This is a genomic window from Capnocytophaga leadbetteri (genome assembly GCF_003054025.1).
GTDB classification, from domain to species: Bacteria; Bacteroidota; Bacteroidia; order Flavobacteriales; family Flavobacteriaceae; genus Capnocytophaga; species Capnocytophaga leadbetteri.
Window position 1 is genome coordinate 39,130 of sequence record NZ_QBKG01000010.1, and the last position, 26,814, is coordinate 65,943.

Genomic DNA, 26,814 nt, shown 5'->3' on the forward strand with positions numbered 1-26,814 from the left:
GTCTTAGAAGTCTTATACTAGCACGGAATGCACGGATTAAAAAGTCAAAAACAAATAGGAATAAAAAATAGTTAGAAATGAAAAAAGTAATTTTATCTTTAGCTCTATCTTGTGTAGCTTTAAGCTATGGACAAACGAATTGTAATGATTTAAAAAAGGAAATTCTATCTGTTAGGGAAGAATTGGTAACTGTAAAGGCTGAGAATAGTTCTTTAAAAGCTCAGAAAGTAGCTTTAGAAGAGCAAAGAGACTACCTTAAAAAAGTTTTAGAGGTAAACAAACCTATAAAAGAAGTAGAAGCAGATGGTGTTAACGCAAAAATAACTAAAATAGAAGGTGTTTTAGAAGAAAAGACTATTTATGTAACTTTTTTGTTTGAGGCTAAAGTTAATGATAGAAGTTTTTATGTTCACGAATCTAATATTGTAGATTTAGAAGGAAATACAATTAATACAAACTATACTAAATCAGAAATACAAAAAGAACTAACTTTTGAGGTGCCAACTAAAATGAAAATAGCTTTCACTTATAATGAAAATTTTGAAAATGGAACTCCTACTACGATTAAATTAGTGCGTATAAATGCTGATAATAGCGACAAGAGTTATTCATTAGATGGAAAATTTAGAACTAAAATGTTTTTCAAAGATTTGGATGTAAATTGGAGGTAATTTGGGTTTGTTATGACAGAGGAACATTTTTTTTATACAAAGCAAGGAAATAGTAAGGCTAAAGTTATTGTTTTTCTGCACGGGTTTTTAGAAGACCACAGTATATGGAAAGATTTAGCTGATAGACTATCAGATGATTATTGTGTGATAACCATAGACTTATTAGGGCACGGCAAAACGCCCACTATCGCCCCAGTACATACTATGGAGCGTATGGCGGAAGAGGTGTATACTATCCTGCAAAAGGAAGCCGTAAGTACTTGTACGCTAGTAGGTCACTCGATGGGAGGTTATGTAGCGCTTGCATTTGCAGAACTTTTTGCTGAGAAAGTAGCTGGTTTGATACTAATGAACTCTACTCCGCTACCCGATTCAGAAGAGAAAAAAGCTAATAGAGACCGTGTGCTAAAGGTGATTGAGAAACAGAAGGACCTATTTGTACGCACTGCTGTAACTAATCTTTTTAGCGAGACCAATAGACTAACAATGCAAGCAGATTTAGAAAAATTGGTGGCAATCGGTTTGGCTACCCCTAATGAGGGTATAGCAGCTGCCTCGCTTGGAATGAAGGAACGTCCTGACCGCACAGAAGTCTTTAAGCAATTGCAGGCTAAAAAGCATATTATTATGGGGGAAAATGATGCGTTGATACCTTATGAGGCTATGATAGCAATAGCCGATAGGGTAGGGGCAAGCTATAGTTTGCTGTCAGGGGGACATCTGTCATATATAGAAAACAAACAAGAAACCTTAGAGGCCTTGCGCCACTTTATGAGTTAATTATGAAAACGTTCTTATTACTAATCAGTGTGTTAATAATAGCTTGTACTGAGCCTACCCAACAATCGACACAGACTGCAAAAAGTACTACAGCCGTTATACAAAAGGATACTACTCAAGCAAAGTCTGCTGCTGAAGAGGCTGCTACTTTTACTAAAACCCTTACCACAGATACGGCTATACCCTTTTTGTACGAATACGAAAAACAACACAAAGAGCGTTATGTGCGTATCATTACTGACTATGGCAATATTGATATTGAGTTATTTAATGAAACGCCTTATCACCGTGCGAATTTTATATTCCTAACTAAGCAAAAATACTTTGATGGGACTGTTTTTCACCGAGTGGTAAAGAATTTTGTAATACAAGGAGGTAATTCGGAAAGTTGGGATATTAGCAGACGTCGTGCCGCTATTGGGGCTTATCTTTTGCCCCCTGATACTAAAAAAGGGTTTAAGCACCACAGAGGTACTGTGTCGATGCCCAGCAGTGATATAGACAATCCACACCAGTTTGCTTCGCCATACGAATTTTTTATAGTGGTACAGAAGCCAGGTGCTTATCATTTAGATGGTAAATATACCGCTTTTGGAAGAGTAATTGCGGGTATGGAAGTGGCTGATAAAATCAATCAGGTAGAGACTGAAGGCAGAGATGACTGGCCTAAAAAAGACATCAAGATGAAAGTAATTATACTTAACAAATAGCATATCTTATGAAGTATTATATTATAGCGGGAGAAGCATCGGGAGACCTACACGGAGCAAACCTTATGAAAGCCCTACTTGACAAAGACCCAGCAGCTGATTTTCGTTTTTGGGGAGGTGACCGAATGGCTAAGGTAGGCGGTACATTGGTAAAACACTATCGAGAACTCGCTTTTATGGGGTTTTGGGAGGTGCTTACTAATCTGCGTACCATACTTAAGAATATAGACTACTGCAAAAAAGATATAGCTAACTTTAAGCCCGATGTACTCATCTTTATAGATTACCCAGGGTTTAATATGCGCATAGCTAAATGGGCTAAGCAACAGCATATCCCTACCCACTACTATATATCGCCCCAAATATGGGCTTGGAAAGAGAATAGGATAAAGGCAATTAAACGAGATGTGGATTTTATGTATGTGATATTACCTTTTGAAAAAGCCTTTTACGAGCAAAAGCATCAATATCCTGTACATTTTGTAGGTCACCCTCTATTAGATGCTATAGCGCAGCGTGAAGAGGTAGATGCAGAAACATTTAAGAGTGAAAACGGTTTAGACAGTCGTCCTATTATAGCTTTGCTACCCGGTAGTAGAAAGCAAGAGATAGCTAAGATGCTGAAAATAATGCTTTCGGTAGTAGATGATTATCATCAGTATCAGTTTGTGATAGCAGGAGCCCCCTCAATAGATTATGAATTTTATCAGCAATTTATAAAAGAAGAAAATGTACACTTCGTAAGCGGTAAGACCTACGACCTGCTGTCGGTATCATACGCTGCCTTAGTAACCAGCGGTACTGCCACCTTAGAAACAGCCTTACTAAACGTGCCTGAAGTAGTTTGCTACAAAGGTAGTTGGCTATCTTACCACATTGCTAAACGGATTATTAAGCTGAAATACATTTCGTTAGTAAACCTAATAATGGATAAGCCTGTAGTTACTGAGCTTATACAAGGAGACCTCACTAAGAAGAACTTAGAAAAAGAGCTTGACAAACTTTCTACCTATACGCGCCGCTACGAGATATTTAAAGACTATGTACTACTGCGTGAAAAATTAGGGGGAGAGGGAGCCAGTGAAAAAACCGCTGCCTTAATAGTAAAGAAATGAGACTGAAAGGTTATTATATCAATATTGCAGATATTTTGCTCCTACTAAATGTGGTGTTATTTGCTTTAGCGAAAGTCGTCACGCTTTCAGGGTTGATAGAAGAGGCAGAACTCAATAGTTGGGTATGTGTACCTTATTCGCTAAGTTTATACTTAGAACGCCCTTGGACATTGTTTTCATATGCTTTTTATCACGTAAGCCTCTCTCATCTATTTTGGAATATGCTTTTTCTGTTTTTCACGGGGCGCATATTCTTCAATCTATTCAATATAAAGCAATTTTTAGCTGCTTATATATGGGGGGTACTGGTAGGAGGAGCTGCTTTTTTAGTTTTAGGTCATTTTTTGTCCGCTTCAGTTGGTAATACTATGTTATTAGGCGCTTCAGCAGGTATTATAAGTGTTTTTGCTTTTATAGCGACCGTAACTCCTTCATACGGAGTGTATATATTTACGCTCAGAGTAAAAGTATTGTATCTGTTAGGGGCTATTATACTTTTTGACTTATTTGATTTTTCGGCTAACTCGGGAGGAAAAATAGCTCATTTAGGAGGAATTATAGCAGGAATAATAGTGGGAGTAATCGCAAAATACCAGCTTTGGAGTCGTAAGCGTATGCGCGTAGAGATGCCAGAAATGAAACCTAACAAACCAGAAAGACAAAAAGTGAAGCAGCACCGCATCAACCAATTGTTAGATAAAATAAATGCTAGTGGCTATGCCAGCCTAACTGATAAAGAGAAGAAATTCTTATTTGAAGCTAGTAAAGAAAATGATATGTAATGTTAATTTTTTGCTAACAGAATATTTTTAACAAAATTTTAACATATATGAATTATTTTTTTCGTACCTTTGCATCGGTGAATGATAATTGAAATTAATGATGTTTAGAAAACTACCCTTAATATTAAGCTCGATGTTAGTGGTAATCTCTTGTAAAGAAGAGAATATCGAATGTACTGTGCTCAGAGGATTTTTTCCTAACTCTAAAGATCCCTCTGTCGTTTTGTATGCTAATGATACACCTATTGACACAGTTTATTTAGATAAAGATAAGAATTTTATCTTTAATCTTAAAATAAAAGAGAGTCAGCTGTACAATTTTGAAACGAAAGGAAAATTTCAGTACGTATTCATAGAGCCGAATGATAGCTTGGTAGTATATGCCAATGCTTATAATTTTGATGAGAGTATCTCATTTTCAGGAAGAGGGGCAGCGATTAATAACTTCATATTGGTTCAAGCAAACGAAGCACGAAGAGAAGCAGATCTTTTTAAAAAATACCAATCATTGCCGCCGAACCTTTATAAAGAGAAAATTGATTCGCTGTACCAACTAAAGAAAAATGAGTATGAGGCTTTCGTGAAAGTGAATCCGACACTTTCGGAGAAAGCGAAAGACTTAGCCTTAGTGAGTGCTACTTTCCCTCTTTACAAAGAAATGGAAATATATCCGTTTGTATATCAGAGTGAAGATAATGTACCGCTGAATTGTGTACTGCCAGAAGATTTTTACGATTACAGAAAGCGTATTAATTATAACGATACTTTCTTAGAGTACTTCAGACCCTACTATCGCTATATGGTAATGTATATCAATAACTTAGCTTTTACTAAATATACATACAATAAACATACTTTAGTAGATGTAAGCCAAGAGTTAGGTTTTCATTTAGAGAAGATAAAAATTATAGACAGTCTTTTTAGTAAAGGGAGTTTGAGAGATAACCTATACCGCAATGCAGCATACGCTTATATCTTTAATATTCATATACAGGAACATAGAGCATATAAAGACTACTTTAATAAATTTGCGAAGTACAACAAAGACAACGAACACAAAGCAGAGTTGGATAAAGTATTTCGGAATGTTATCGCTCTACAAGCGGGTAATCAGCCACCAGATTTTGACCTGATAAACACTAAAGGAGAACCTACTAAATTTTCGGAAATTCAGAACCCTAAGGTGACCACTATATACTATTTTTGGTCGGTTAACCAACAAGAGCTTTCTAATTTAATATTTAATAGAATTTCGCAGCTCAAACGACTTTTTCCTGATGTGAAGTTTGTAGGGATAGATATAGGGCAAGATAAGACCCAGTGGAAGAAACAAGTACAGAATACTGATTGGACAGACCAATATCATTCGATAAACTTTATGGACTTGTCGCAGAAAATTTTGATAAACAACATCAATAAATCACTAATAATAGACAAAGACGGACGTATTATCTCGGCATTTGAGGATATTTTTAGTCCTAACTTAGAAAAAATATTATTGTCAAAAGAATCATAACTATGATAGACCAGATTATTACTCTTGTAATGTATTGTATTCCTGCCTTGGTGGTAGGAGCCGTAGCTTTTTACTTCTTCAGGATACATATAGAGAATGAAGATCGCAAACGGATGTTTTTGCTTCAGCAGGAAACTTATAAGTTTACTTTTCCTATTAAGCTGCAAGCCTATGAGCGAATGACGCTATTCTTAGAGCGCATTACTCCGCAACAATTGTTTTTGCGTATTCCGCCTGGTGATTTGACTAAAAAAGAATACGAAATACTGCTCACCAATACTATAGACCAAGAGTTTGAGCACAATTTGGCGCAGCAGATATACTTAAGTCCGAATTTGTGGAACATCATACGCACAGCTAAAGCAGCCACCATACAGCTGATAAGAAAGGCTGCTTATAATGAAAGTGTGAAAGATGCCCCTGAAATGGTAGAGGCAGTATTTAAGGAATTTATAGATAGGACTACCCCTTCGGCAAATGCACTGAGCCATCTGAAAGAAGAAGTACGTCAATTTTTGAGATAAGATAAGGGCTTTCTGAGAAAATCAGAGAGCCTTTTTTTAATAAATAATTTTTAATTGCAATTTTTGGGTTGTAATTCATAATTATTTTGTACATTTGCCTCAGATTTAAAAGTGTAAAAGTCATTATGAAAATACTCCTAAAGTCAGCGAGAATTATTGACAAAGAAAGTGAATTTCACAATACAGTGAAAGACATATTGATTTCAGATGGAACAATAACACATATTTCAGACCAGCTTGGAGAAGTGCAGGCAGATAAGGTAATCGCCGATGCATATGTGTCGCAAGGTTGGACAGACAGTAGTGTATGCTTTGGCGAACCAGGCTATGAAGAGAGAGAGACCTTGGCTAATGGTATGCTGACTGCTGAGAAGAGTGGCTTTACACATTTGCTTATTAATCCGCTTACACACCCTGTGACTGACAGTAAGGCAGCCGTAACTTATATAAAAGATAAAACACGCTATTGTGCAGCGACAGCTTACCCTATAGGGGCACTGACAGTAGAGAGCAAAGGAGAATATTTGGCAGAGTTATATGATATGCAAAGCGCTGGAGCAGTGGCTTTTGGCGATTATAAGAAACCTATAAGCAATAGCAACCTGCTGAAAATAGCACTACAGTACACTCAGCCCTTTGATGGTATTGTAATTTCGTTTCCTAACGATACTAAGATAATGGGCAAAGGCGTAGTAAACGAACATATAGAGGGTACGCGCTTAGGGCTAAAAGGTATTCCTGCTTTAGCAGAAGAATTATGTGTAGCGAGAGATTTATCGATATTAGAGTATGCAGGAGGAAAATTGCATATTCCGACCATTTCTACAGCTAAGTCGGTAGCCCTTATAGCTGAAGCAAAGGCAAAAGGCTTAGATGTAACTTGCAGTGTAGCAATGCACCATTTACACTTCACAGATGAGGTGCTCGATAGTTTTGATACTAATTATAAAGTATTACCCCCCCTAAGAGATGCAGAGAATGTGCTTGCACTGAGAAAAGCAGTGGATAATGGTGTCATAGATTTTGTGACTTCAGACCATAATCCGTTAGATATAGAGCTTAAGTTTAAAGAATTTGACTTAGCTGACTTTGGTACTATAGGTCTGGAAAACGTATGGGGTATTTTGAACCAATACACTACTGTAGAAAGAGCGGTAACACTGCTAACAGCTGCCCGTAAACGTTTCGGTATAGCTACTACTCCTATAGCAGTAAATACAGTGGCTGACCTTACCTTATTTACCCCAGAAGGTACTTCAGTATTCACAAAAGAGGACATACTTTCGGCTTCTAAGAATAGTGCCTTTATAGGAGCTACTATGAAAGGGAAAGTATTGGGGGTAATAGCCAATAATCAATTGATATTGAATGAGTAATAAAAATAGTAGTTATGGACACTAATAAGAAACTTCCGTTAGAATACATCATTCGCGAACCCCAGATAAAGATAAAACGCTCTCCGGTAATATTTATGTTGCACGGTTATGGCAGTAATGAAGAGGATCTTTTTTCGTTTGCTAATGCACTGCCACCTGAATACACTATTATTTCGTTTAGAGCTCCGTATCACTTAGCAAGTTTTGGGTATGCTTGGTATATGATAAATTTTGACGCAGATCAGAATAATTGGAGTGATACTCAGCAGGCAATAGAGTCAAGAGATTTGATAATGCAAGCAATAGAAGAGGCCTGCCGTGTGTATGACTTAGATGCACGCAATGTTACCCTATTAGGATTTAGTCAGGGGAGTATATTGAGTATGGCGGTAGCCCTTTCGTATCCTAAAAAAATACGCAATGTAATAGCCTTAAGTGGGTACCTGAACAAAGATATTATAAAAGAAGGTTATGAGAGAGAACACTCTATGACTCATTTCTATATATCGCACGGCTCAAGTGACCAAGTAATTCCGGTAGAATGGGCACGACAAACCCCTGTAATACTTGATAGCATAGGTGTGAAGTGCCGTTATGAAGAGTTCCCTGTGGGGCACGGTGTTTCGCCACAAAATTTCTATTCTTTCCGTGAGTGGCTTACCCAACAGTAATTTATGGATAAAAAAGAATTTAAGGAAAAGTATGAGCTTTTTAAGCGTAAAGCGTATGTTATTATTTATGGTACTAACACACGCTTAGGTAAGCTTTTTGACCTTATACTATTAGCACTTATCTTTATAAGTGTAGTGATGGTAATGCTCGAAACTGTAAAAGGAATAGACCACCGACTGCATGGATTATTAGTATTTATGGAGTGGGTGATAACAATATTCTTTACAATGGAGTATATATTGCGTATTATTAGCAATAAAAAGCCTTATCGCTACATATTCAGTATGTATGGCATTATAGACTTGATAGCTATTTTGCCTATGTACTTATCTTTTATAACCCCAAGTACTAAAGCTATTTCGGTAGTACGTGCCCTTAGATTACTACGTCTTTTTAGGATATTAGATTTGGTGAGCTTTATGAATCAAGGGGAAGAGTTAAAAATGGCACTTCGTGCTAGCAGGAAGAAGATTATTGTTTTTATCTATTTTGTGTCAGTGATATCTATATTGTTGGGTTCGCTGATGTATGTGGTAGAGAATGAACACAGCGGATTTACTAGCATTCCACGCAGTATTTACTGGTGTATAGTAACTCTTACCACGGTAGGTTATGGTGATATAAGCCCTGCAACTACTTTGGGGCAAATGATAGCTTCGTTAGTAATGATATTGGGTTATGGCATTATAGCTGTGCCTACGGGTATAGTGACTGCAGAATATACTAGTGTATCAAGAGCTAATATACTAAAGGAAGAGCAGTGCCGTCAGCAAAAAGAACTTTTAGCAGATAAGCATACTGAAAAAGTTATTTGCCACCAATGTAATAATTCGAGCCATTTAGAGGGAGCTAATTACTGTTCATCTTGTGGAGCTCCATTAAAAAAACAGATAGACAAATGTCCCGAAAAAAACGATTACTTCTGACAATAGTAGGACCTACTGCCATAGGTAAAACCCGCTTAGCTATAGCTTTAGCTCAGCATTTCGGCACAGAAATTATTTCGTGCGACTCGCGTCAGTTTTTTAGAGAAATGCGAATAGGTACAGCAGTGCCTACAGCTGAAGAACAAGCACAGGTTGAACATCATTTTATTCAGCATAAGAGTATTTTTGAGCCTTATTCGGTAGGAGATTTTGAGCGAGATACCCTTACCCTTCTCCATAACCTTTTTGAAACACACGAGGTGGTAGTGATGGTCGGGGGTAGCGGCTTGTATGTGAAGGCTGTAATAGATGGATTAGATGACTTTCCGACAGTAGATGAGCATATAAGAGAAACGCTTAACGCTGCGTATCAGTCAGAGGGTATTGAGGTACTACAGACTCAGTTAAAAGAATTAGACCCACAGCATTACGCAAAGGTAGATACTCAAAATCCGCACCGTATGATACGTGCTTTGGAGGTGTGTATAGCTACCGGAAAGCCTTATTCATCTTTTTTGCAACAGAAAAATGTGTGTCGGGATTTTGAAACTCTTCAGATAGGGCTAACAGCTGACAAAGAAATAGTATATCAGCGAATAAACGATAGGGTAGAGCAAATGTTAGCAGAAGGACTGCTGATAGAGACGCAGCAGTTATTGCCTTACAAACACTTGAATGCCCTACAGACAGTAGGTTACCGAGAGCTATTTGATTTTTGGGAAGGAAAGCATTCTCTACTATTTGCTATAGAAGAGATAAAGAAAAATACACGCCGTTTTGCTAAGCGTCAGTACACGTGGTTTAATAGAGATGAGAGAATACAATGGTTTGACTACCAGACTCCTATAGAAGAAATTATCAAAAAGACAATATACAATGGAAAAAATATTTAAGCATTGCCCTAACTGTACTTCTACAAATACAGAATTCCCGAATAATGTGCGATTTTTATGTCACGATTGTGGGTTTACCTACTTTCATAATATAGCTGCAGCTGTTGCGGTAGTATTTAGGTATGAGGATAAAGTACTTTTTACAGTACGAAATATGGAGCCTGATAAAGGGAAATTAGACTTACCTGGTGGTTTTATAGACCCTAATGAAACTGCACAAGAAGCTGCTTGTCGGGAAGTGTTGGAAGAGATGGGAATGCAAATAAGTCCTTCGCAATTGCGCTTTATTACTACTTTTCCTAATAATTATTTATATAAAGAAGTGCCTTACCGCACAATGGATATATTTTTTGAATGCCGATTGGCTGGAGATCAAGTGCGTATAGTGGCACCTGATGAGATTAAAGCTCTGCAATGGTTTCCACTAAATGAAATACCTGAAGAACAGATAGGTTTTGTGTCGGTGAGAACCGTTATTCAACAACTAAAAGTAGGAGAACTTTAAAAAGGACGAGAAATGAACAGTATCAATCATTATAGGGAAGAATTTTTAGCTCATCTGAAAACTTCAATAGCTGTAAAAGAACCGCGAAATCTATACGAACCTATAGATTATATATTGCAATTAGGCGGAAAACGTTTGCGCCCTGTACTGACACTTATAGCAGCAGACCTCTTTGGAAGCGATTACCTCAAAGCACTTCCGGCAGCTGCTGCGGTAGAAGTGTTTCACAATTTTTCGCTTGTACACGATGATATAATGGACAATGCTTCTCTGAGGAGAGGAAAGGCTACTGTACACCAAAAATGGAATAGCAATATAGCTATACTCTCAGGCGATGCGATGCTGATTTGTGCTTACCGTCTATTAGAAAGTTATCCTCCAGACACCTTTGCAGCTCTCGCTAAACTATTTTCTAAAACAGCTTTAGAAGTATGTGAAGGGCAGCAATGGGATATGGATTTTGAGACCCAAACCCAAGTGAGTATACCCCAATACCTGCAAATGATACGTTATAAAACAGCGGTATTAGTAGGAGCTGCTTTGCAGATGGGAGCTATTATAGCAGGAGCTTCTATCGAAAATCAGCGCCTTATATATGATTTTGGGGTGACTATAGGGCTTGCTTTTCAGCTGCAAGATGATTATTTAGATACTTTTGGTGATGAGGATTTTGGTAAAAAAATAGGAGGAGATATACTTGAAAATAAAAAAACAATACTCTATCTAAAAGCTTTAGCCTTAGCTGATGAGGCACAACGCAACACATTGATAGCACAATATACCACCTCAGAAGAAAATGATGAAAAAATAGCTATAGTGACCCAACTATTTAGGCAAACAGGAGCTGCTGAGGCTGTGAGAGACGAGATAACACGCACTACTGATGAAGCTCTTAACTTATTGGAGCACATAACTATAAGTGATGAAAACCGCGCTTATCTGAAGCAGTTCGCTTTAGAATTGATGAATAGAAAGGTATAAAAAAATGTGAGATATTCTCTTGTTAATTATTTATTATTTCGTACTTTTGCACTCTAATATTTAAAGTGAAAATATAAATGTTTAAATGGGTAAAAGCGAGCTTTTGGAATGCAGTAGCTGGCTTAATATTGCGAAATAGAATCACATTTTTAATCATAATAGCCTTAATTACAGGTTTTTTGGCATTACAGTGGAAAAACATTCGCTTTACATTTACTGAAGCGAACATGTTGCCTGATGACCACCCTGTGAATGTGGAGTACAAGCGATTCCTATCTAAATTTGGAGAGGAAGGCAATTTGATATTATTGGCTATTGATGATGATAAAATTTATACTCCAAAGATATTAAATGAGTGGATACAACTCAGTAATGAACTTAAGAAACACAAGCAGATAGATGCAGTTATTTCGATTAACAATCTGCCTATATTAGTTAAAGATACTGCTCAACAACGCTTGGTAACTCATAAACTTATAGAAGGAGAGGTTAAAAACCAAGTACAGGCAGACAGCATAAGACAAGTACTTATAGAAAAACTGCCATTTTACGAAAGACTTATTTATAATGCTAAGAGCAAAACACTGCAGACAGCGGTGTATATGAACAAGAAAATTGTAAATACCAAAGCACGTAAAGACTTCATTCTTAATGACTTTATTCCGATAGTTGAAAAATTTGAGCAACGCACAGGACTAAAGGTACACACCTCAGGGATGCCATATATACGCACCCTAAGTGCCCAAAATATAATGGATGAGATAGGGCTTTTTATAGCAGCTGCCCTAATTTCTACCTCTCTTATATTCTTCTTTTTCTTCCGTTCCTTTAGGGCGATGTTTATCTCTATGGGAGTGGTGTCGATAGCAGTGATGTGGGTATTTGGTTTTCTGGGGCTATTTGACTACGAAATCACTATACTTACGGGGCTTATACCACCCTTGGTGATAGTGATAGGAATACCCAACTGCGTATTCCTCATCAATAAATATCAACAAGAAATTAGCAAACACGGCAACCAAGCTAAATCGCTTATTAGAGTGATTAGGAATGTAGGCAATGTTACATTATTGACAAATCTGACTACAGCTATCGGTTTTGCTACCTTTATTTTTACAGAAAGTACTTTGCTGAAACAGTTTGGTATTATAGCCTCTATTAATGTGCTTTCTATATTTCTGATTTCACTACTGCTGATACCTATTATCTATAGTTATATGAGCATTCCTAAAGAAAAACACTTGCGCCATTTGTCTCGCAACTGGATAGGAGGGCTTATAAAATTTATTGAAAATACCGTAAAACATCATCGTATAGCTGTTTTTACCACTGCTTTGGTACTCTTGATACTCAGTATTATAGGTATTTATAAGATAAAAATATCGGGTAGCTTGATAGAGGATATGCCTAAATCGGCGGCATTCTTTGATGATATAAGTTATTTTGAGAAGAATTTCGGGGGTATTATGCCTTTAGAAATAACCGTAGATACTAAACAAAAGAACGGAGTAACCAAACTTGCCACCTTAAAACGCATAGATGAGCTTTGTGCGCATATAGAAGAGATACCAGAGATTTCGAAGCCCCTATCAGTAGTGAATTTGGTGAAGTATGCTAAACAGGCATACTACAATGGTAATCCGAAATACTACAGTCTGCCCACTACGCAGGAACAGAATTTTATTCTTTCATACATTAAAAATTCAAAAGGCAATGCGAGTATGCTATCAGCCTATGTAGATAGTACTGCCCAAACGGCGCGTATTACTACTTTTATGAAAGATATAGGTACTGAGAAATGCAAACAGATAGAAGAGAATATCTATGCTAAAGCCCAAAAACTTTTCCCCAGCGATAAATATGAGCTAAAAATAACAGGTAAAGCCTATTTGTTTACTAAAGGGACGAGCTATTTGGCAACCAACCTAATTTGGTCGCTTGCCTTGGCAATAGTGCTTATCGCACTTATAATGGCCTATATGTTTCGTTCAGTGAAGATGATTATCATTTCGCTTATACCTAACCTTTTGCCACTGCTTATCACAGCAGGGTTAATGGGCTACTTGGGTATACCTCTTAAACCTTCTACTATATTAGTTTTTAGTATAGCCTTTGGTATTTCGGTAGATGATACTATACATTTCTTAGCTAAATACCGAATGGAACTTGTAGCACGCAACTGGAAGATAAGCAAATCGGTGTATGCAGCTTTGAGGGAGACAGGTGTGAGTATGTTCTACACTTCTATTGTATTGCTTTCTGGTTTCTCTGTATTTTTGCTTTCTAGCTTTGGAGGCACTAAAGCGTTAGGAGGGCTTATCTCGGCTACATTACTCTTCGCTATGATGACGAACTTGTTGCTTTTACCGAGCTTATTACTATCATTAGAGCGACATATTTCAAATAAAGAAACTTTTAAAGAACCTCAAATAGAGATCTTCCCAAAAGAAGAAGAAAATTAGTCAATTTGTCAATTAGCAAATTAGTAGTAAAAAATAGAAATAATCATTGTGGAAAATAAAAAACATATCGTAATAGTAGGGGGTGGTTTTGCAGGGTTGGAGCTTGTAAAAGAGTTAAACCGCTTAGGTAAATATCATATTACCTTGGTGGATATGAACAACTATAACTTCTTTCCACCTCTTTTATACCAATTAGCAGCAGGCTTTATGGAGCCATCATCTATATCTTATCCTTTTCGCCGTTTGTTGCGCAAATATAAGAATGCACGCTTCAGAATGGCTTCTCTGCAAGAAGTAATACCTGCAGAAAACAAACTTATACTAAGCAATGGAGAACTTTCGTACGATATTTTAGTAATGGCTACGGGAGCAGAATCAAACTTTTTTGGTAATAAAGAAGTAGAAGAGAAAGCAATGCCAATGAAAACAGTGGGCGATGCACTGATGCTCAGAAACTTAGTTTATACCCGATTAGAACGTGCTACCCGTACGCAAGATAAAGAACAGCGCCGTAAATTGCTATCATTCGCCATAGCAGGGGCAGGGCCTACAGGAGTAGAGTTATCAGGAATTTTTGCGGAAATGAAGCAAAATATTATGCGCAAAGACTATCCTGAGCTTACCTATGATGATTTAGGCGATATTTATCTGATAGACGGACAAAAAACAGTGCTTGCACCAATGTCGAAAAAAGCGCAAGAATATACTGAAAAAAGTTTATTGAAAAAGGGTGTAAAGCTAAAATTGGGTGTTTTTGTATCAAACTTTATCAATGATGAGGTACACTTATCAGATGGCACTACTTTGGAAGCACGCAACTTGATATGGGCGGCAGGTGTATCAGCTAAAACTTTTAAAGGGATAGATGATAAAACCTACTTAGGAAGGGGTAAGCGCATGAAAACTGATGCTTATAACAAAATGGAAGGATTTGATAATATCTATGCTATTGGAGATGCCTCGATTATGACCACAGATCCTAACTACCCAGAAGGACACCCTCAGTTAGCACAAGTAGCAATACAGCAAGCTGCTAACTTAGGGAAAAATTTTAATAATGACTTTAGAAATCCACAGCCTTTTAGCTATGTAGATAAAGGCTCTATGGCCATCATAGGACGCAATCAAGCAGTAGCAGACCTACCTAAGCATATATTTATAAAGGGATTTTTTGCGTGGGCCATTTGGGCATTTATACATATAATGTCGCTTGTGAATTTCCGCAATAAAATGAGAGCCCTATACAACTGGATAGGCTACTACATAAGCAAAGACCAGTCGTACCGAATGGTGCTACGCCCTAATGAAAAAGCAAAAGGATGATACCCACAGCAGCCAAACGATGGAAACAACAAATACAATATGAGCTACAAGGAGAAGACTATCAGAGCTTGATTTACACCACAGAGGAAGAAATAAGCATATTGCCTTTCTATACCGCTGAGAATGTGAAAAGGAGTTTTAACATAACTACAGATACGCAAGCTGCAATATCTTTATTTGTGTCGGATAAAGAGCAGACCCTAAAGCGTATCGCTTTTTGGCAAGCTAAAAATATAGGTTTTTTCTTGCTTACTCTGCACAGACAATTGAAAAAAGAAGAAGTTAGGAGTTGGTTGCCTACTACCTCACTATTTGTATTTGCTGATGAAGTGATAGATACAACACTTTACCAAAATGCAGGTGCTACGATGGCACAACAGATAGCTTTGACAATAGCTGAGCTGAAAGAACAGCCAACAATATTGCCTTCTATCTGTGTGAAAATGGCTATAAGTGAGGCTTTTCTGCTGGAAATAGCCAAGCTGAGAGCCCTTCGCTGGCTACTGAATGAGACTTTTCCTACTCATACTTTTCAACTGATAAGTGAAGTGTCAAATAGGGGATTATCACTACTGAAAACGCTTCATAATGAGCAATATGTGCAGTTGGCATACGAGGCGGCTATATTAGGGGGGAGCGACTATCTACTGCCTAAAAATCCCCTTTTCTTTAAGAAGAGCAACTTAAATAGTGAAAAGACACAAATAGCACTCATTAGTTCCCTTTGTTCCACACGCAAAGCCTCTTTGCTAAATGACCTATATGCTGTTGAGGCACTCAGTTATGAGATGTACAAAAAGGCACAGAGCTTTATTAGCTATATAGAAAAAGAAGGGGGAATACAAATGATGAAGCAGCAGTGTATATTACAAAAGTGGATAATAGCTAAGGCTCACGAAGCACAAAAGCGTTTTGATAAGCAATGTGAAGCTTTTTTAGAGGCTAATAGAGGAAAGATAGAATGGTATCAGAAAGAAGAATGGGAACTTTATCCATTTAGTAAGAAAAGTGCTGACAGAGGAACCCTTATGCCTAAGCGCTTGTGGGAACCATTTGAGATAAAACAAAGACAACAATGGCAGAAAAAGACGAATCAATAGCAGGATTTCCTCCTTATGAGCGCGGTTATCACGCTATGGGGCATTTACGACATACGCCTTTCTTGCGCATCGTAGTATGGGCCGCAAATAAGGAAATAGAAACCGCAGCTAATGAAGTGCTTTTTACTGATATAGAGGCTTTTGAGTTAGCTTCACTGCCTTGTAAATCAATTGTTGTCAGTGATATGCATCTATTGCCTACTATAGTGAAACTTGCTGATATACAATATATTTATCTTGCAGCAGAAACATTATTAGAAAAGGAAGCTCAGCAGCTGTTATACACCCATTTTACTTTTAGTGACCAATGGCGTATATTATTGCACTTTCAGCAAGATGTATTTGAGAGTATGGCACAACTACGCAGCCTAAGAGCTATTTCGGCGCATTTAGGAATTCTTCAACAGAAAGAAATAAAAATACCTATCACTTGCTGGGTTCATAATATTTCAGAAGAACTTTATGCTCTTGCTGCACAAGCTGATGATTTAGTCAGTGACACCTATCAGCCGACCCCCACTAATGATTGGTTGATAGCCAATAGCTTAATAAGCAAGACGATACTTTAGTATTGAAAAAAAAACATTATTTCTTTGTATTTACCATTACCTTTTGTATCTTTGTAGCAAATTTAAGCCTTCATAACTAAATGAAATTATATCTTTTTGTCATATTTTGTATGATTTGCAGCCTTCTATCAGCGCAAGAACCTGCTGTAAAGCAAGACCTAAAAGTAGGCTTGGTACTCAGTGGGGGAGGGGCTAAAGGTTTGGCACATATAGGAGTGCTAAAGGTATTAGAGGAAGCAGGCATACGCATAGACTACATAGGAGGTACTAGTATGGGGGCAATGGTAGGCGCTATGTATGCCTCAGGCTATTCGGCTAATGAGTTAGACTCTATTTTTAGGAGTTTAGACTTTGATAAACTTTTGCAAGACAAAATATCACGCCGTTCGAAATCACTTCACGAGCGGTATCTTTACGACCGATATGCGGTGGCATTGCCTTTCAATAACTTCAAAGTAGGTTTGCCTCGTGCAGTATCTAAAGGACAAAGTATTTATAATGAGTTTGTAAAGCTACTTTACCCTGTAAATGAAATATATGATTTTTCGCAGTTACCTATTCCTTTTCTTTGTGTAGCTACTGATATAGAGACAGGGAAGGGAGTAGTGCTCGAAAACGGATTTTTGCCACAAGCTATTAAAGCTAGTGGTTCTTTTCCTTCATTGTTTGATTTGGTAGAAATAGATGGTAAGCTACTCACAGACGGGGGAATAGCGGATAATTACCCTGTAGATGAGATAAAGAAAAAAGGAGTAGATATTATTATAGGGGTAGATGTGCAAAGTCCGTTAGCAAAACGTGAGGAAATAAATTCGGTGTTGAGTATTTTTTCACAGATAACAACTTTTCCGATGACGGATAATATGCCCAGAAAAATAAAGGAGACGGATATTTATATAAAGCCTAATATAGACGGCTTTAATATTATTTCTTTTGATAAAGGAGAAGAAATTATCAATAATGGACGAATAGCAGCCTCACTTTTCTTCCCGCGTTTAAAAGAAATAGCAGCCCATCAAAAACACGAAGAGAAACGCGAACCTATACAAAAAATAGATTCTTTTTATCTGAAAGAAGTACACTTTCACGGCAATGACCACTTTTCGAGAAGTTACTTACGCGGTAAGATGCATCTGAAGTATTTAGACCGCAAGATTTCATTCGATGAGTTAAACGATGGATTAGATAACCTAATGGCTACTAACAACTTTCATTCTGTTAGTCACCAACTTAGACATACTGATCAGGGAGAATACATAGATTTCTTTATAAAAGAAAGCCCTCAGCGCACCTATCTAAAATTTGGCGTACATTATGACAATTTGTTAAAAACGGGCTTTTTAATGAATTATACCCGTAATTACTTCTTACAAAGTAGTGATTTCTTATCTTTAGATCTTATAGTAGGCGATAATAGTCGTTATCAATTTGATTATTTTGTAGATAAAGGTTTTTATATTAGCTATGGGGTTCGCTCAAGGTTTATGCAGTTTGAACGTAAACTAAACGCACATAGACTCTCTAATTATCGTATAGAAGGCTCTGAATTAAACCGTATGGACGTAGAAGCATACGACCTTGTAAATCAGGTGTATTTGCAAACATTATTGGGGAATGGTTTTGTTTTTGGCTTAGGGGCAGAGCACCGCAAAATACGATTTGATGCTGAGCAAGTATATGGGTTGAGTACTGTAGTTTCTTATGCTGAAAATACCCATTTTGGCAGTCTTTACTCTTATATAAAGTATGATAGCTTAGATAATACATTCTTCCCTATTCGTGGTGTATATTTTAGTTCACAATTCAATTTGTATGCTTTTGCTTCAGATATGCCTAATTTTAACAAATTTACTACAGGCAAGACAGAGTTATCATTTGCCTTTCCGCTTTTTTATAAAACAGCAGCTCGGGTTAATTTAGAAGGAGGGGTAACTATAGGAGGTACTAATGTGTATTCGCTTGACTTCTTCTTAGGAGGGAATAACAAGAATGTCTTTGGTAACTATTCATCTTTTTATGGTTATGACTTTTTGAGTTTTGGAGCTAAGAATTATCTAAAATCAGAGTTTGTAGTAGATATAGAGCCTTTTAAAAAACAACACATATTGTTATTAGCTAATTTAGCTAAAGTAGATAATAACCTATTTGAGAGTTTCCAATGGCATAAATATCCCAATTATTCGGGCTATGGTATAGGCTACAGTATTGATAGTTTCTTAGGGCCTGTGGAACTAAAATGTACTTATTCGCCCGAAGTGAAGCAAGCCGTATGGTTATTTAATATAGGTTATTGGTTTTAGTACGAGTTGTATGTGTAGTGAATAAGGATAAGATTTAAAAAAATAATTAATACCAAATGTAATGAAAATAACAGAGTTAGAACCAAAACAATTGTGGGCGAACTTTGCGAGTTTGAACGCAGTGCCACGCCCCTCGAAGAAAGAAGAGAAAGTCATCGCTTTTATGATGGCTTTTGGTAAAAGTTTAGGTCTTGATACTTATCAGGACGAAACAGGTAATGTCATCATTAAAAAACCTGCTTCAGCAGGTATGGAAAAACGCAAAACAGTAGTGCTACAATCGCACCTTGATATGGTGCACCAAAAAAATAATGATACTGTATTTGACTTTAGTACAGAGGGTATCAAAATGTTAGTAGATGGCGATTGGGTACGGGCAGATGGTACTACCTTAGGAGCAGATAATGGTATAGGCGTAGCGAGCATTATGGCTATCTTGCAAAGTAAAGATATTGCGCACCCTGCTATAGAAGCTCTTTTTACTATTGATGAGGAAACAGGTATGACTGGCGCTAAAGGTCTGAAAGGAGGCTTACTGTCAGGAGCTTACTTGCTGAACTTAGATACTGAAGAAGATGACGAGATAGATATAGGATGCGCAGGTGGGGTTGATGTATCAGCCTTCAGAGAGTATGATACTATACCTACTCCTACAGAAGCTGTAGCTTATACTTTATCAGTGAAAGGACTACACGGAGGGCATAGTGGTATGGACATTCACAAAGGCTATGCCAATGCTAATAAATCGATGAACAGATTGTTATTTATTTGTTCACAGAAGTTTGACCTACATATAGCAGAGATAAATGGCGGTGGGCTTAGGAATGCTATCCCGCGAGAGAGTGTAGCGATTATCACTGTAGATAAAAACGAAAAAGAAGCCTTCGAGAAAGAAATAGCACAACTTACTCGCGATTTACAATACGAATATGCAGTTACTGAACCGACTCTTAATGTATTGCTTTCACCTACAGCTCTACCTGAAAGAGTAATGGAAATAGAAGAACAAGAAGATGTGCTAAGAGCTATTTATGCAGCCTTCAATGGGGTGTATAAGATGAGTCAAAGTATTGCAGATCTTGTGGAAACAAGCAATAACATAGCAAGAGTTGAGCTAAAGAATGGCGAGATAAATGTTTACTGCCTCACTCGTTCGGCTTCAGAGACTTCTAAATATGACTTAGCAGATACCATTAGAGCCGCATTTGAGTTAGCAGGTTTTGAAGTTGAGTATACAGGTAGCTACCCTGGTTGGGAACCTAAAGTAGATGCTGAGATACTCAAAATAGTAAAAGAGCAATACGAAACCCTTTTTGGCGAAACTCCACAAGTAATAGCGTGCCACGCAGGTTTAGAATGTGGTATACTTGGTACTAACTATCCTACTATGGAAATGGTAAGTTTCGGTCCTACTATTAAAGGAGCGCACTCACCTGCTGAAAGAGTAAATATAGCATCAGTACAGAAATTCTGGAAATTCTTATTATCAATACTGAAGAATATCCCTGCTAAATAATTGGTTGTAAGATTTTTATCTAAAAATAACTGCCTGAGAAGTAATATACTTATAGCTTCTCAAGCAGTTTTTTATTTTGATATTAGGAAACTTTTTTTGTTTATTAAGTTTTTTATGCTACCTTTGCACCCGATTTACAAAGAATAACAAATGGACTTAATTAAACTTTCTATCAAGCGCCCTAGTGTGCTGATTGTAATGCTTTCCTTATTATTATTAGGAGGCTTTTATTCTTATAAACTATTGAACTACGAACTTATCCCTAAGTTTGAAGTGAATGTGGTAACTATCTCTACTATTTATCCTGGTGCCTCACCTTCTGAAATTGAGAGTACAGTTACTAAAAAGATTGAAGATGGGGTATCTGCCTTAGAGAATATCAAGAAGATACAGTCGTATTCGTATGAAAGTCTTTCAGTGGTGGTAGTACAGCTTACCAATGATGCCAATGTAGATAATACCCTCAATGAGGCACAGCGAAAGATTAACGCTATCCGAGCTAATTTGCCTACCGATGCTAAAGAACCTTCACTTAGCAAATTCTCTCTTTCTGATTTGCCTATCGTTTCTATTGGGGTAACTTCTAAACTCTCTTCTCAAGAGCTTTACGATTTAGTAGATAAGAAGATACAACCTGAGCTATCACGAGTGCCAGGGGTTGCACAAGTGAATATCATCGGGGGGCGTAAGCGCGAAATACGTGTGAATGTAGACGCTAAAAAATTAGAAGGTTATGGACTTTCTATAGGACAAGTACAACAGCTTATTGCAGCTTCTAATATGGAAATTCCTGCGGGCAAAATTAAAACCCGTGAAAATAGTACCTCTATACGTTTGTTAGGTAAAATTCAAGATGTAGAGCAGTTGCGTAATCTTACCTTAGCTTCGCAAAATGGAGTAGAGATACGACTTTCAGATGTTGCCGATGTACAAGATACAGAAGAAGAAGCTGAAAAAATAGCACGTATAGACCAAGAAAATACGCTCTTGTTGCAAGTGCTTAAACAGACTGATGCCAATGCGGTATCGGTAAGCGAGTTGGTACGCAAGAAAATGGAACAAATAGAGCAGACTTATAAAAATGAAGGCGTAAAAATGTTATTGGCAGAAGATACTAGTGAGTTTACCCTACACGCTGCCAATTCAGTGATGTTCGACCTAGTCTTAGCTATTGTCTTGGTGGCTGTTGTGATGTTCTTCTTCTTGCACAGTTTGCGCAACGCTCTTATCGTAATGGTGTCTATCCCTACCTCACTTATTGCTGCCTTTATAGGTATGTATTTCTTCGGTTTTACCCTCAACCTGATGAGCTTAGTAGCCCTTTCGTTGGTGGTAGGTATCTTGGTTGATGATGCTATTGTAGTGCTTGAGAACATACACCGCCATATGGAAATGGGCAAGAACAAAGTCCGCGCAGCCTTCGATGGTTCAAAAGAAATCGTACTAACAGTTATGGCGATTACTTTGGTGATTGTGGTGGTATTCGTTCCTATTTCTATCGGTAACTCTATAGTAGTGAATATTGTCCGCGAGTTCTGTATGACGGTGGCTATTGCTACGATGCTTTCGTTGCTAATGTCGTTTACAGTAGTGCCTTGGTTATACTCACGTGTTGGTAAGTTAGAGCACGCCAATCCTAATTCGGTATTAGGAAAGATAGCTATAGGTTTTGAGAGTTATCTCAAACGTTTTACGCAGTTTTTCTCTGACTTATTAGTATGGGTATTTGCTAACAAATGGAAAACGATTATTTTGGTATTCTTCCTCTTTATAGGCTCTTGTTCTCTTATTCCTACAGGCTTTATAGGGGCTGAATTTATGCCTAATATGGATAGAGGGAAGTTTTTAGTACAGTTTGAACTCAATAAAGATGCTTCCTTAGAGCAGACTAACTTTATAACACAAAAAGCTGAAAATTACCTACGCAATCTAAAAGTAAAGGGTACCAATAAACCTTTGGTAGAAAGTATGATTACTACTGTAGGACAGTCTACCAGCGGTATGGGAAGCACACAAGCTACCGCTTATAAGTCAGAAATACAGCTTACCCTTATAGATAAGAAAGAACGTAGCGAATCAACTAACGTGATAGCCGCTAAGCTAAAACGAGAACTCAGTCAGTATTTGGTAGATGCTAAAGTGAAGACAGTGCCTGTCGGAATGATGGGAGCTGAACAAGCGCCTATTGCTTTGGTAGTTACTTCTGATAATGTAGAAGCTGCCCAACAGTATGCTGAAAAGGCTGCCGGATTGCTTAAAACTATTGACGGAGCTACGGAAATAAAACTTACTTCAGAAGCGGGTAACCCTGAAATAAACGTGGAGTTAGACCGCGACAAGATGACCCTATTAGGGCTAAATGTAGCTACGGTAGGTACTACTATGCGTACTGCGTTTAATGGTAATGATGATAGTAAATTCCGTACCGGCGATTCTGAATATGATATCAACATACTATTCCAAGAGGGTAATCGTCAATCAATAGATGATATAGAAAATATGACCTTTATCAACGCTATGGGTCAACAGATAAAACTCTCGCAATTTGCTACTATCAATTATGCATCAGGTCCTACTCAGTTAGAGCGTTATGATAAGTCGCCTTCAGTAACAGTACAAGCACAAACCGTAGGTCGCCCTACAGGTACCGTAGTATCAGAATGGAAAACAAAACTCGAAACCCTACAGAAACCAGCTAATGTACATTTCACTTTCTCTGGTGACCAAGAGATGCAAGACGAAGGATTTGGTACTATATTCGTATCACTATTTGCGGCTATCTTATTAGTATATATGGTGATGGTAGTGCTGTACGACAGTTTCTCACGTCCGTTTGTAGTGTTATTCTCTATACCTCTATCATTTATTGGCGCTCTGATAGCTTTAGCCTTAGCCAATATGTCGCTCAATATCTTTACGCTTTTGGGTATGATAATGCTCATTGGGTTGGTGGCTAAAAACGCGATTATGCTAGTGGATTTTGCCAACCACCGCAAGCAGGAAGGAGAAGATACAGTAACCGCATTAATACAAGCAAACCACGCCCGTTTACGCCCTATCCTGATGACTACTATTGCGATGGTAGCAGGTATGATACCATTGGCAATTGCTAGTAGCGCAGGAGCTGAGATTAATAACGCTTTAGCGATTGTAATTATCGGCGGACTTCTCTCATCTCTCTTCCTTACGCTTATCATTGTCCCTTTGGTGTATTTGATTTTCGACAATATAAGCAAGCGCTTTGGCAAAGAAACTAAAGTAGATTATGAAAAGCTAATGATTGCCGACTATGAGCACAGAGAAATAAAAGGTGAACACGAAATATAAATAATTAGCAAATTAGCCAATTAGTAAATGTGAAAATTACTAATTGGCTAATTTGTTTATTACTAATTGACAAATCGGCTAATCGACAAATTTGCTAATCATTTCCTCGTTGTCTATAGGAGTATTGTTATATTCTAAAGTCCAACCTACGGCACGAGTAGCAAAAATAAGAGTAGAAAGTTCAGCGATAAGTCGGTCTTGAGCATTGTTCTTTAGGTTAGAAGCAGCTATTTTCTTTTCGAGTACTTCATTTACTTTTTTCTCTATTTTGGGTACATCTTCTGCTTTAAAAGGGTTTATTTGGCTTTGCGTGATGTCGTAATACTTCATTTTAGGATAAATCTTTACCTCAGCTTCTGGCAATGATTTTATAATCACTTTTCGCTGTTCCTCATTTACTTCAAAAACTATCTTATGTAGGTCATAGCCTACTGTTACATCAGCATTTACGATGGTTAAGATGCGCTTGTCAAACGAAAACCAATCCATAAAGTATTTTTGAGTATCTACGTATGAAAGGACTTCAGTGAAGTGCCCTTCCGTTACTACCAACTTGCTTACATTGGCTATTTGCGTTTGTATAAGTGCTGAATCAGCCTCCAAACGCGCTTCTTCTTCTTTTTTCTCTTTGAAAAAATAAACTACTAACAGCACTACCGCTGCCGTAATCATTCCTAATAAAAATCTCTTCATTGTTTTTATATTTGTTAAATCAGCTATATTTTAATCTACTATTACCTTATTAATTTGTGATAAAGCAAATAACGGACATACCCAAACGGTACGTATTGCTTCTTCTTCAGTATCTGTATAGGTAAACACGTCAAAATTCTCTAATGAGGCTCTTATAGCATTTTTTAGCTTCTTTTCACGCATAAACTGCCATAAACTCTTCATACCCCCTTGGGTACCTGCTTTTACTTCTATGGGCAATACTTCCGATTGATAGGTAGCCAAATAATCTACTTCAGCTTGTGCGTTTTTTGCTTTGCGTACCCAATAAAATAGCTCGTGTCGCATATTAGGGGTGCGGTAGCGCAGCAATTCAAGCCCCGCTATCATCTCAGTAAGCACCCCTTTATTTACCAAGTCAGTGGCAGAGTGAGTAAGTATTTGGGCTGTGAGCTCCGATGTATCACCCGACATATTAAGCCATCGAAGTAACAATCCACTGTCAAGCAATAGCATTTTCCTATAAGTAAGGTCTGCTTCACTCCCTAATGGAAGTCCGTTAGCATTAGTATGCATTACAGGGGTAATTATCCCTGCTAAACTAAGCATTTCCAACGCTTTTTTCACCTCATTGGTACTATACCCTCCGCTTACTTGCGAATAGACAAACTTATTGCCTATTTGTAGAGCTACACTTTGCAAAGTAAGCCTAAGTAAGGTGGGGTCTACTCTCTTTCGGTATTTAGGGAAATCATCTTGATAAGTGAGCACAATATCATCTTGCACTTCTTGGCAAGCCAAATAATCGCGAGTTTCTACCCATTTAGCCACTACTTCAGGCATACCGCCTACCAACATATAAGAGCGAAATAACCCCACTAACCTCTCATACAAAGGAAGTGCCAAAGGTGTTTTGGCAGTAGCATTATTGCGCGCCTCTAATAGCAATTGTTCGCCACAAGCGGTGAGAAATTCATCAAAAGTCATTGGGTATACAAACATAGAGTGAATACGCCCTACCCCAAAGGTAGGCAGCGTTTCAAGAGCAAATTCTAAGAGAGAGCCTGCTGCTATTACGTGCAAATCGGGCATATCTTCTTTAAAAAAACGCAACGCCATAATAGCCTCGGCAGAGGCTTGTATCTCATCTATAAAAAGTAGTGTTTGCCCCGCTACTATAGGTTTCCCCACCATAGCCGAAAGTTGAGGTACTATACGCTTTACATCAAGGTCACCCTGAAAAAATTGTATAAAGGAAGGTTGTTTTTCTAAGTTTATTTCTACGAAATTCTCAAACTGTTTGCCCAATTGTCTTACAGCTGTTGATTTGCCCACTTGCCGTGCTCCTCTTAGCAACAACGGCTTGCGATCAGGGCGCAAAGCCCATTCTTTTAGATAGTTGTCTATTAACCTTGGGTAATACATTTTGTAAATAGTTATATATCAGGCTGCAAAGATACAAAAATAAAATTATCCAAAGAAATAAATTGCCACTTTTTGCAAAAATCCAAAGAAATAATCTGCTTATTTTCGCAAAAATCCAAAGAAATAATCTGCTTTTTCTGAAAAAGTTCCAAAGCACAAATTACCTACTAAAAGTTTTTCTTCTACTAAAAACAGTTCTTTTTTATTGTCACCGAAAATATCAATCTCATAATACTTATAAGATAAGCCTTATAAAAAGTAAACCTATTTCAGGATATGACACCCATTGCTCCCATAGCTCTCACAATCGCTTGTGCGGCTCGAACCCCATTGCTTCCACAATCGCTCGTACGCCCATCAATTCAAAATTCAAAATTCAGAATTCCCCCCAATTCAAAATTCAATTTCTCTCTTTCAAAAATATGCAACGTATTATTACTATCTAAGATATACACCTTATTTTCTGAGACTTTTAAATCTTTAAGCTGGGTAAAACTATCATCTCTTTCCACTACTGCAATAGGCTCTGAAATATAGATAATTTCCTTGGTATTGATGTCTAAAATACCAAATTTTAGTTGTTCAGCAAGATAAAAGTACAATAGATTATCTTGAACAACAAAATCTTCGGCAGTATCATTTGCTTTTTTGATGTTGTACTTTTCAAAC

At 37.5% G+C, this 26,814-nt stretch carries 22 protein-coding genes and 1 pseudogene; 20 read left to right on the top strand and 3 right to left on the bottom strand.

What is annotated here, in order from left to right; all coding sequences use genetic code 11:
- Positions 1-77 precede the first annotated feature (77 nt).
- The 20 genes from C8P65_RS08630 to C8P65_RS08725 all read left to right on the top strand — a co-directional run bounded on the left by C8P65_RS08630 (position 78) and on the right by C8P65_RS08725 (position 24,048).
- The gene (locus C8P65_RS08630; RefSeq protein ID WP_107782453.1) at positions 78-671 is read left to right on the top strand and encodes a hypothetical protein; all 594 of its coding nucleotides are present in this window, start codon (positions 78-80) and stop codon (positions 669-671) included.
- A 12-nt stretch (positions 672-683) separates the two neighbouring features.
- Positions 684-1,451 carry an alpha/beta fold hydrolase gene (locus tag C8P65_RS08635; protein ID WP_107782454.1) on the top strand — a complete coding sequence of 256 codons (768 nt, stop codon included), beginning with the start codon at positions 684-686 and terminating at the stop codon, positions 1,449-1,451.
- Positions 1,452-1,453: 2 nt separating this feature from the next.
- Positions 1,454-2,161: a peptidylprolyl isomerase gene (locus tag C8P65_RS08640; protein WP_107782455.1), complete on the top strand. Its 708-nt coding sequence runs from the start codon at positions 1,454-1,456 to the stop codon at positions 2,159-2,161.
- An 8-nt stretch (positions 2,162-2,169) separates the two neighbouring features.
- The gene (lpxB, locus tag C8P65_RS08645; protein ID WP_095914761.1) at positions 2,170-3,276 is read left to right on the top strand and encodes a lipid-A-disaccharide synthase; all 1,107 of its coding nucleotides are present in this window, start codon (positions 2,170-2,172) and stop codon (positions 3,274-3,276) included.
- Positions 3,273-4,058: a rhomboid family intramembrane serine protease gene (locus C8P65_RS08650; RefSeq protein ID WP_107782456.1), complete on the top strand. Its 786-nt coding sequence runs from the start codon at positions 3,273-3,275 to the stop codon at positions 4,056-4,058. Before lpxB ends, C8P65_RS08650 begins: the two co-directional genes overlap by 4 nt.
- A gap of 100 nt (positions 4,059-4,158) precedes the next feature.
- Complete coding sequence (locus C8P65_RS08655) at positions 4,159-5,574, top strand: TlpA family protein disulfide reductase (RefSeq protein ID WP_314336400.1); 1,416 nt, start codon at positions 4,159-4,161, stop codon at positions 5,572-5,574.
- 2 nt (positions 5,575-5,576) lie between these two features.
- Positions 5,577-6,098 carry a DUF7935 family protein gene (locus C8P65_RS08660; RefSeq protein ID WP_107782458.1) on the top strand — a complete coding sequence of 174 codons (522 nt, stop codon included), beginning with the start codon at positions 5,577-5,579 and terminating at the stop codon, positions 6,096-6,098.
- Positions 6,099-6,223: 125 nt separating this feature from the next.
- Positions 6,224-7,474 (top strand): dihydroorotase, encoded by a 1,251-nt coding sequence (locus C8P65_RS08665; protein ID WP_107782459.1) that lies wholly within the window; start codon positions 6,224-6,226, stop codon positions 7,472-7,474.
- A gap of 14 nt (positions 7,475-7,488) precedes the next feature.
- Positions 7,489-8,145: an alpha/beta hydrolase gene (locus C8P65_RS08670; protein ID WP_107782460.1), complete on the top strand. Its 657-nt coding sequence runs from the start codon at positions 7,489-7,491 to the stop codon at positions 8,143-8,145.
- A gap of 3 nt (positions 8,146-8,148) precedes the next feature.
- Positions 8,149-9,072: an ion transporter gene (locus tag C8P65_RS08675; RefSeq protein ID WP_107782461.1), complete on the top strand. Its 924-nt coding sequence runs from the start codon at positions 8,149-8,151 to the stop codon at positions 9,070-9,072.
- On the top strand, positions 9,045-9,965 hold the full coding sequence (gene miaA, locus C8P65_RS08680) for a tRNA (adenosine(37)-N6)-dimethylallyltransferase MiaA (protein ID WP_107782462.1): 921 nt from the start codon (positions 9,045-9,047) through the stop codon (positions 9,963-9,965). Before C8P65_RS08675 ends, miaA begins: the two co-directional genes overlap by 28 nt.
- Positions 9,949-10,470 carry an NUDIX hydrolase gene (locus tag C8P65_RS08685; RefSeq protein WP_107782463.1) on the top strand — a complete coding sequence of 174 codons (522 nt, stop codon included), beginning with the start codon at positions 9,949-9,951 and terminating at the stop codon, positions 10,468-10,470. Before miaA ends, C8P65_RS08685 begins: the two co-directional genes overlap by 17 nt.
- 12 nt (positions 10,471-10,482) lie before the next feature.
- Positions 10,483-11,451 (top strand): polyprenyl synthetase family protein, encoded by a 969-nt coding sequence (locus C8P65_RS08690; protein WP_107782464.1) that lies wholly within the window; start codon positions 10,483-10,485, stop codon positions 11,449-11,451.
- Positions 11,452-11,528: 77 nt separating this feature from the next.
- Positions 11,529-13,913: an efflux RND transporter permease subunit gene (locus C8P65_RS08695; RefSeq protein ID WP_107782465.1), complete on the top strand. Its 2,385-nt coding sequence runs from the start codon at positions 11,529-11,531 to the stop codon at positions 13,911-13,913.
- Positions 13,914-13,961: 48 nt separating this feature from the next.
- Complete coding sequence (locus tag C8P65_RS08700) at positions 13,962-15,236, top strand: NAD(P)/FAD-dependent oxidoreductase (RefSeq protein WP_107782466.1); 1,275 nt, start codon at positions 13,962-13,964, stop codon at positions 15,234-15,236.
- Positions 15,233-16,336, top strand: a complete 1,104-nt coding sequence (locus C8P65_RS08705; protein WP_245887373.1) for a methylmalonyl-CoA mutase family protein — start codon at positions 15,233-15,235, stop codon at positions 16,334-16,336. Before C8P65_RS08700 ends, C8P65_RS08705 begins: the two co-directional genes overlap by 4 nt.
- Positions 16,312-16,905: a hypothetical protein gene (locus tag C8P65_RS08710; RefSeq protein ID WP_107782467.1), complete on the top strand. Its 594-nt coding sequence runs from the start codon at positions 16,312-16,314 to the stop codon at positions 16,903-16,905. Before C8P65_RS08705 ends, C8P65_RS08710 begins: the two co-directional genes overlap by 25 nt.
- 80 nt (positions 16,906-16,985) lie before the next feature.
- Positions 16,986-19,205 (top strand): patatin-like phospholipase family protein, encoded by a 2,220-nt coding sequence (locus tag C8P65_RS08715; RefSeq protein ID WP_107782468.1) that lies wholly within the window; start codon positions 16,986-16,988, stop codon positions 19,203-19,205.
- 61 nt (positions 19,206-19,266) lie between these two features.
- The gene (locus C8P65_RS08720; protein ID WP_107782469.1) at positions 19,267-20,721 is read left to right on the top strand and encodes an aminoacyl-histidine dipeptidase; all 1,455 of its coding nucleotides are present in this window, start codon (positions 19,267-19,269) and stop codon (positions 20,719-20,721) included.
- Between the two features lie 150 nt (positions 20,722-20,871).
- Positions 20,872-24,048: an efflux RND transporter permease subunit gene (locus C8P65_RS08725; RefSeq protein WP_107782470.1), complete on the top strand. Its 3,177-nt coding sequence runs from the start codon at positions 20,872-20,874 to the stop codon at positions 24,046-24,048.
- 78 nt (positions 24,049-24,126) lie between these two features.
- Here the strand turns inward: C8P65_RS08725 and C8P65_RS08730 are convergent, their stop codons facing one another.
- The 3 genes and pseudogenes from C8P65_RS08730 to C8P65_RS08740 all read right to left on the bottom strand — a co-directional run.
- On the bottom strand, positions 24,127-24,741 hold the full coding sequence (locus tag C8P65_RS08730; protein WP_107782471.1) for a DUF4230 domain-containing protein: 615 nt from the start codon (positions 24,739-24,741) through the stop codon (positions 24,127-24,129).
- A 30-nt stretch (positions 24,742-24,771) separates the two neighbouring features.
- Complete coding sequence (locus tag C8P65_RS08735; RefSeq protein WP_107782472.1) at positions 24,772-26,145, bottom strand: ATP-binding protein; 1,374 nt, start codon at positions 26,143-26,145, stop codon at positions 24,772-24,774.
- A 362-nt stretch (positions 26,146-26,507) separates the two neighbouring features.
- Positions 26,508-26,814, bottom strand: a pseudogene (locus tag C8P65_RS08740) (hypothetical protein); the annotation flags it as partial.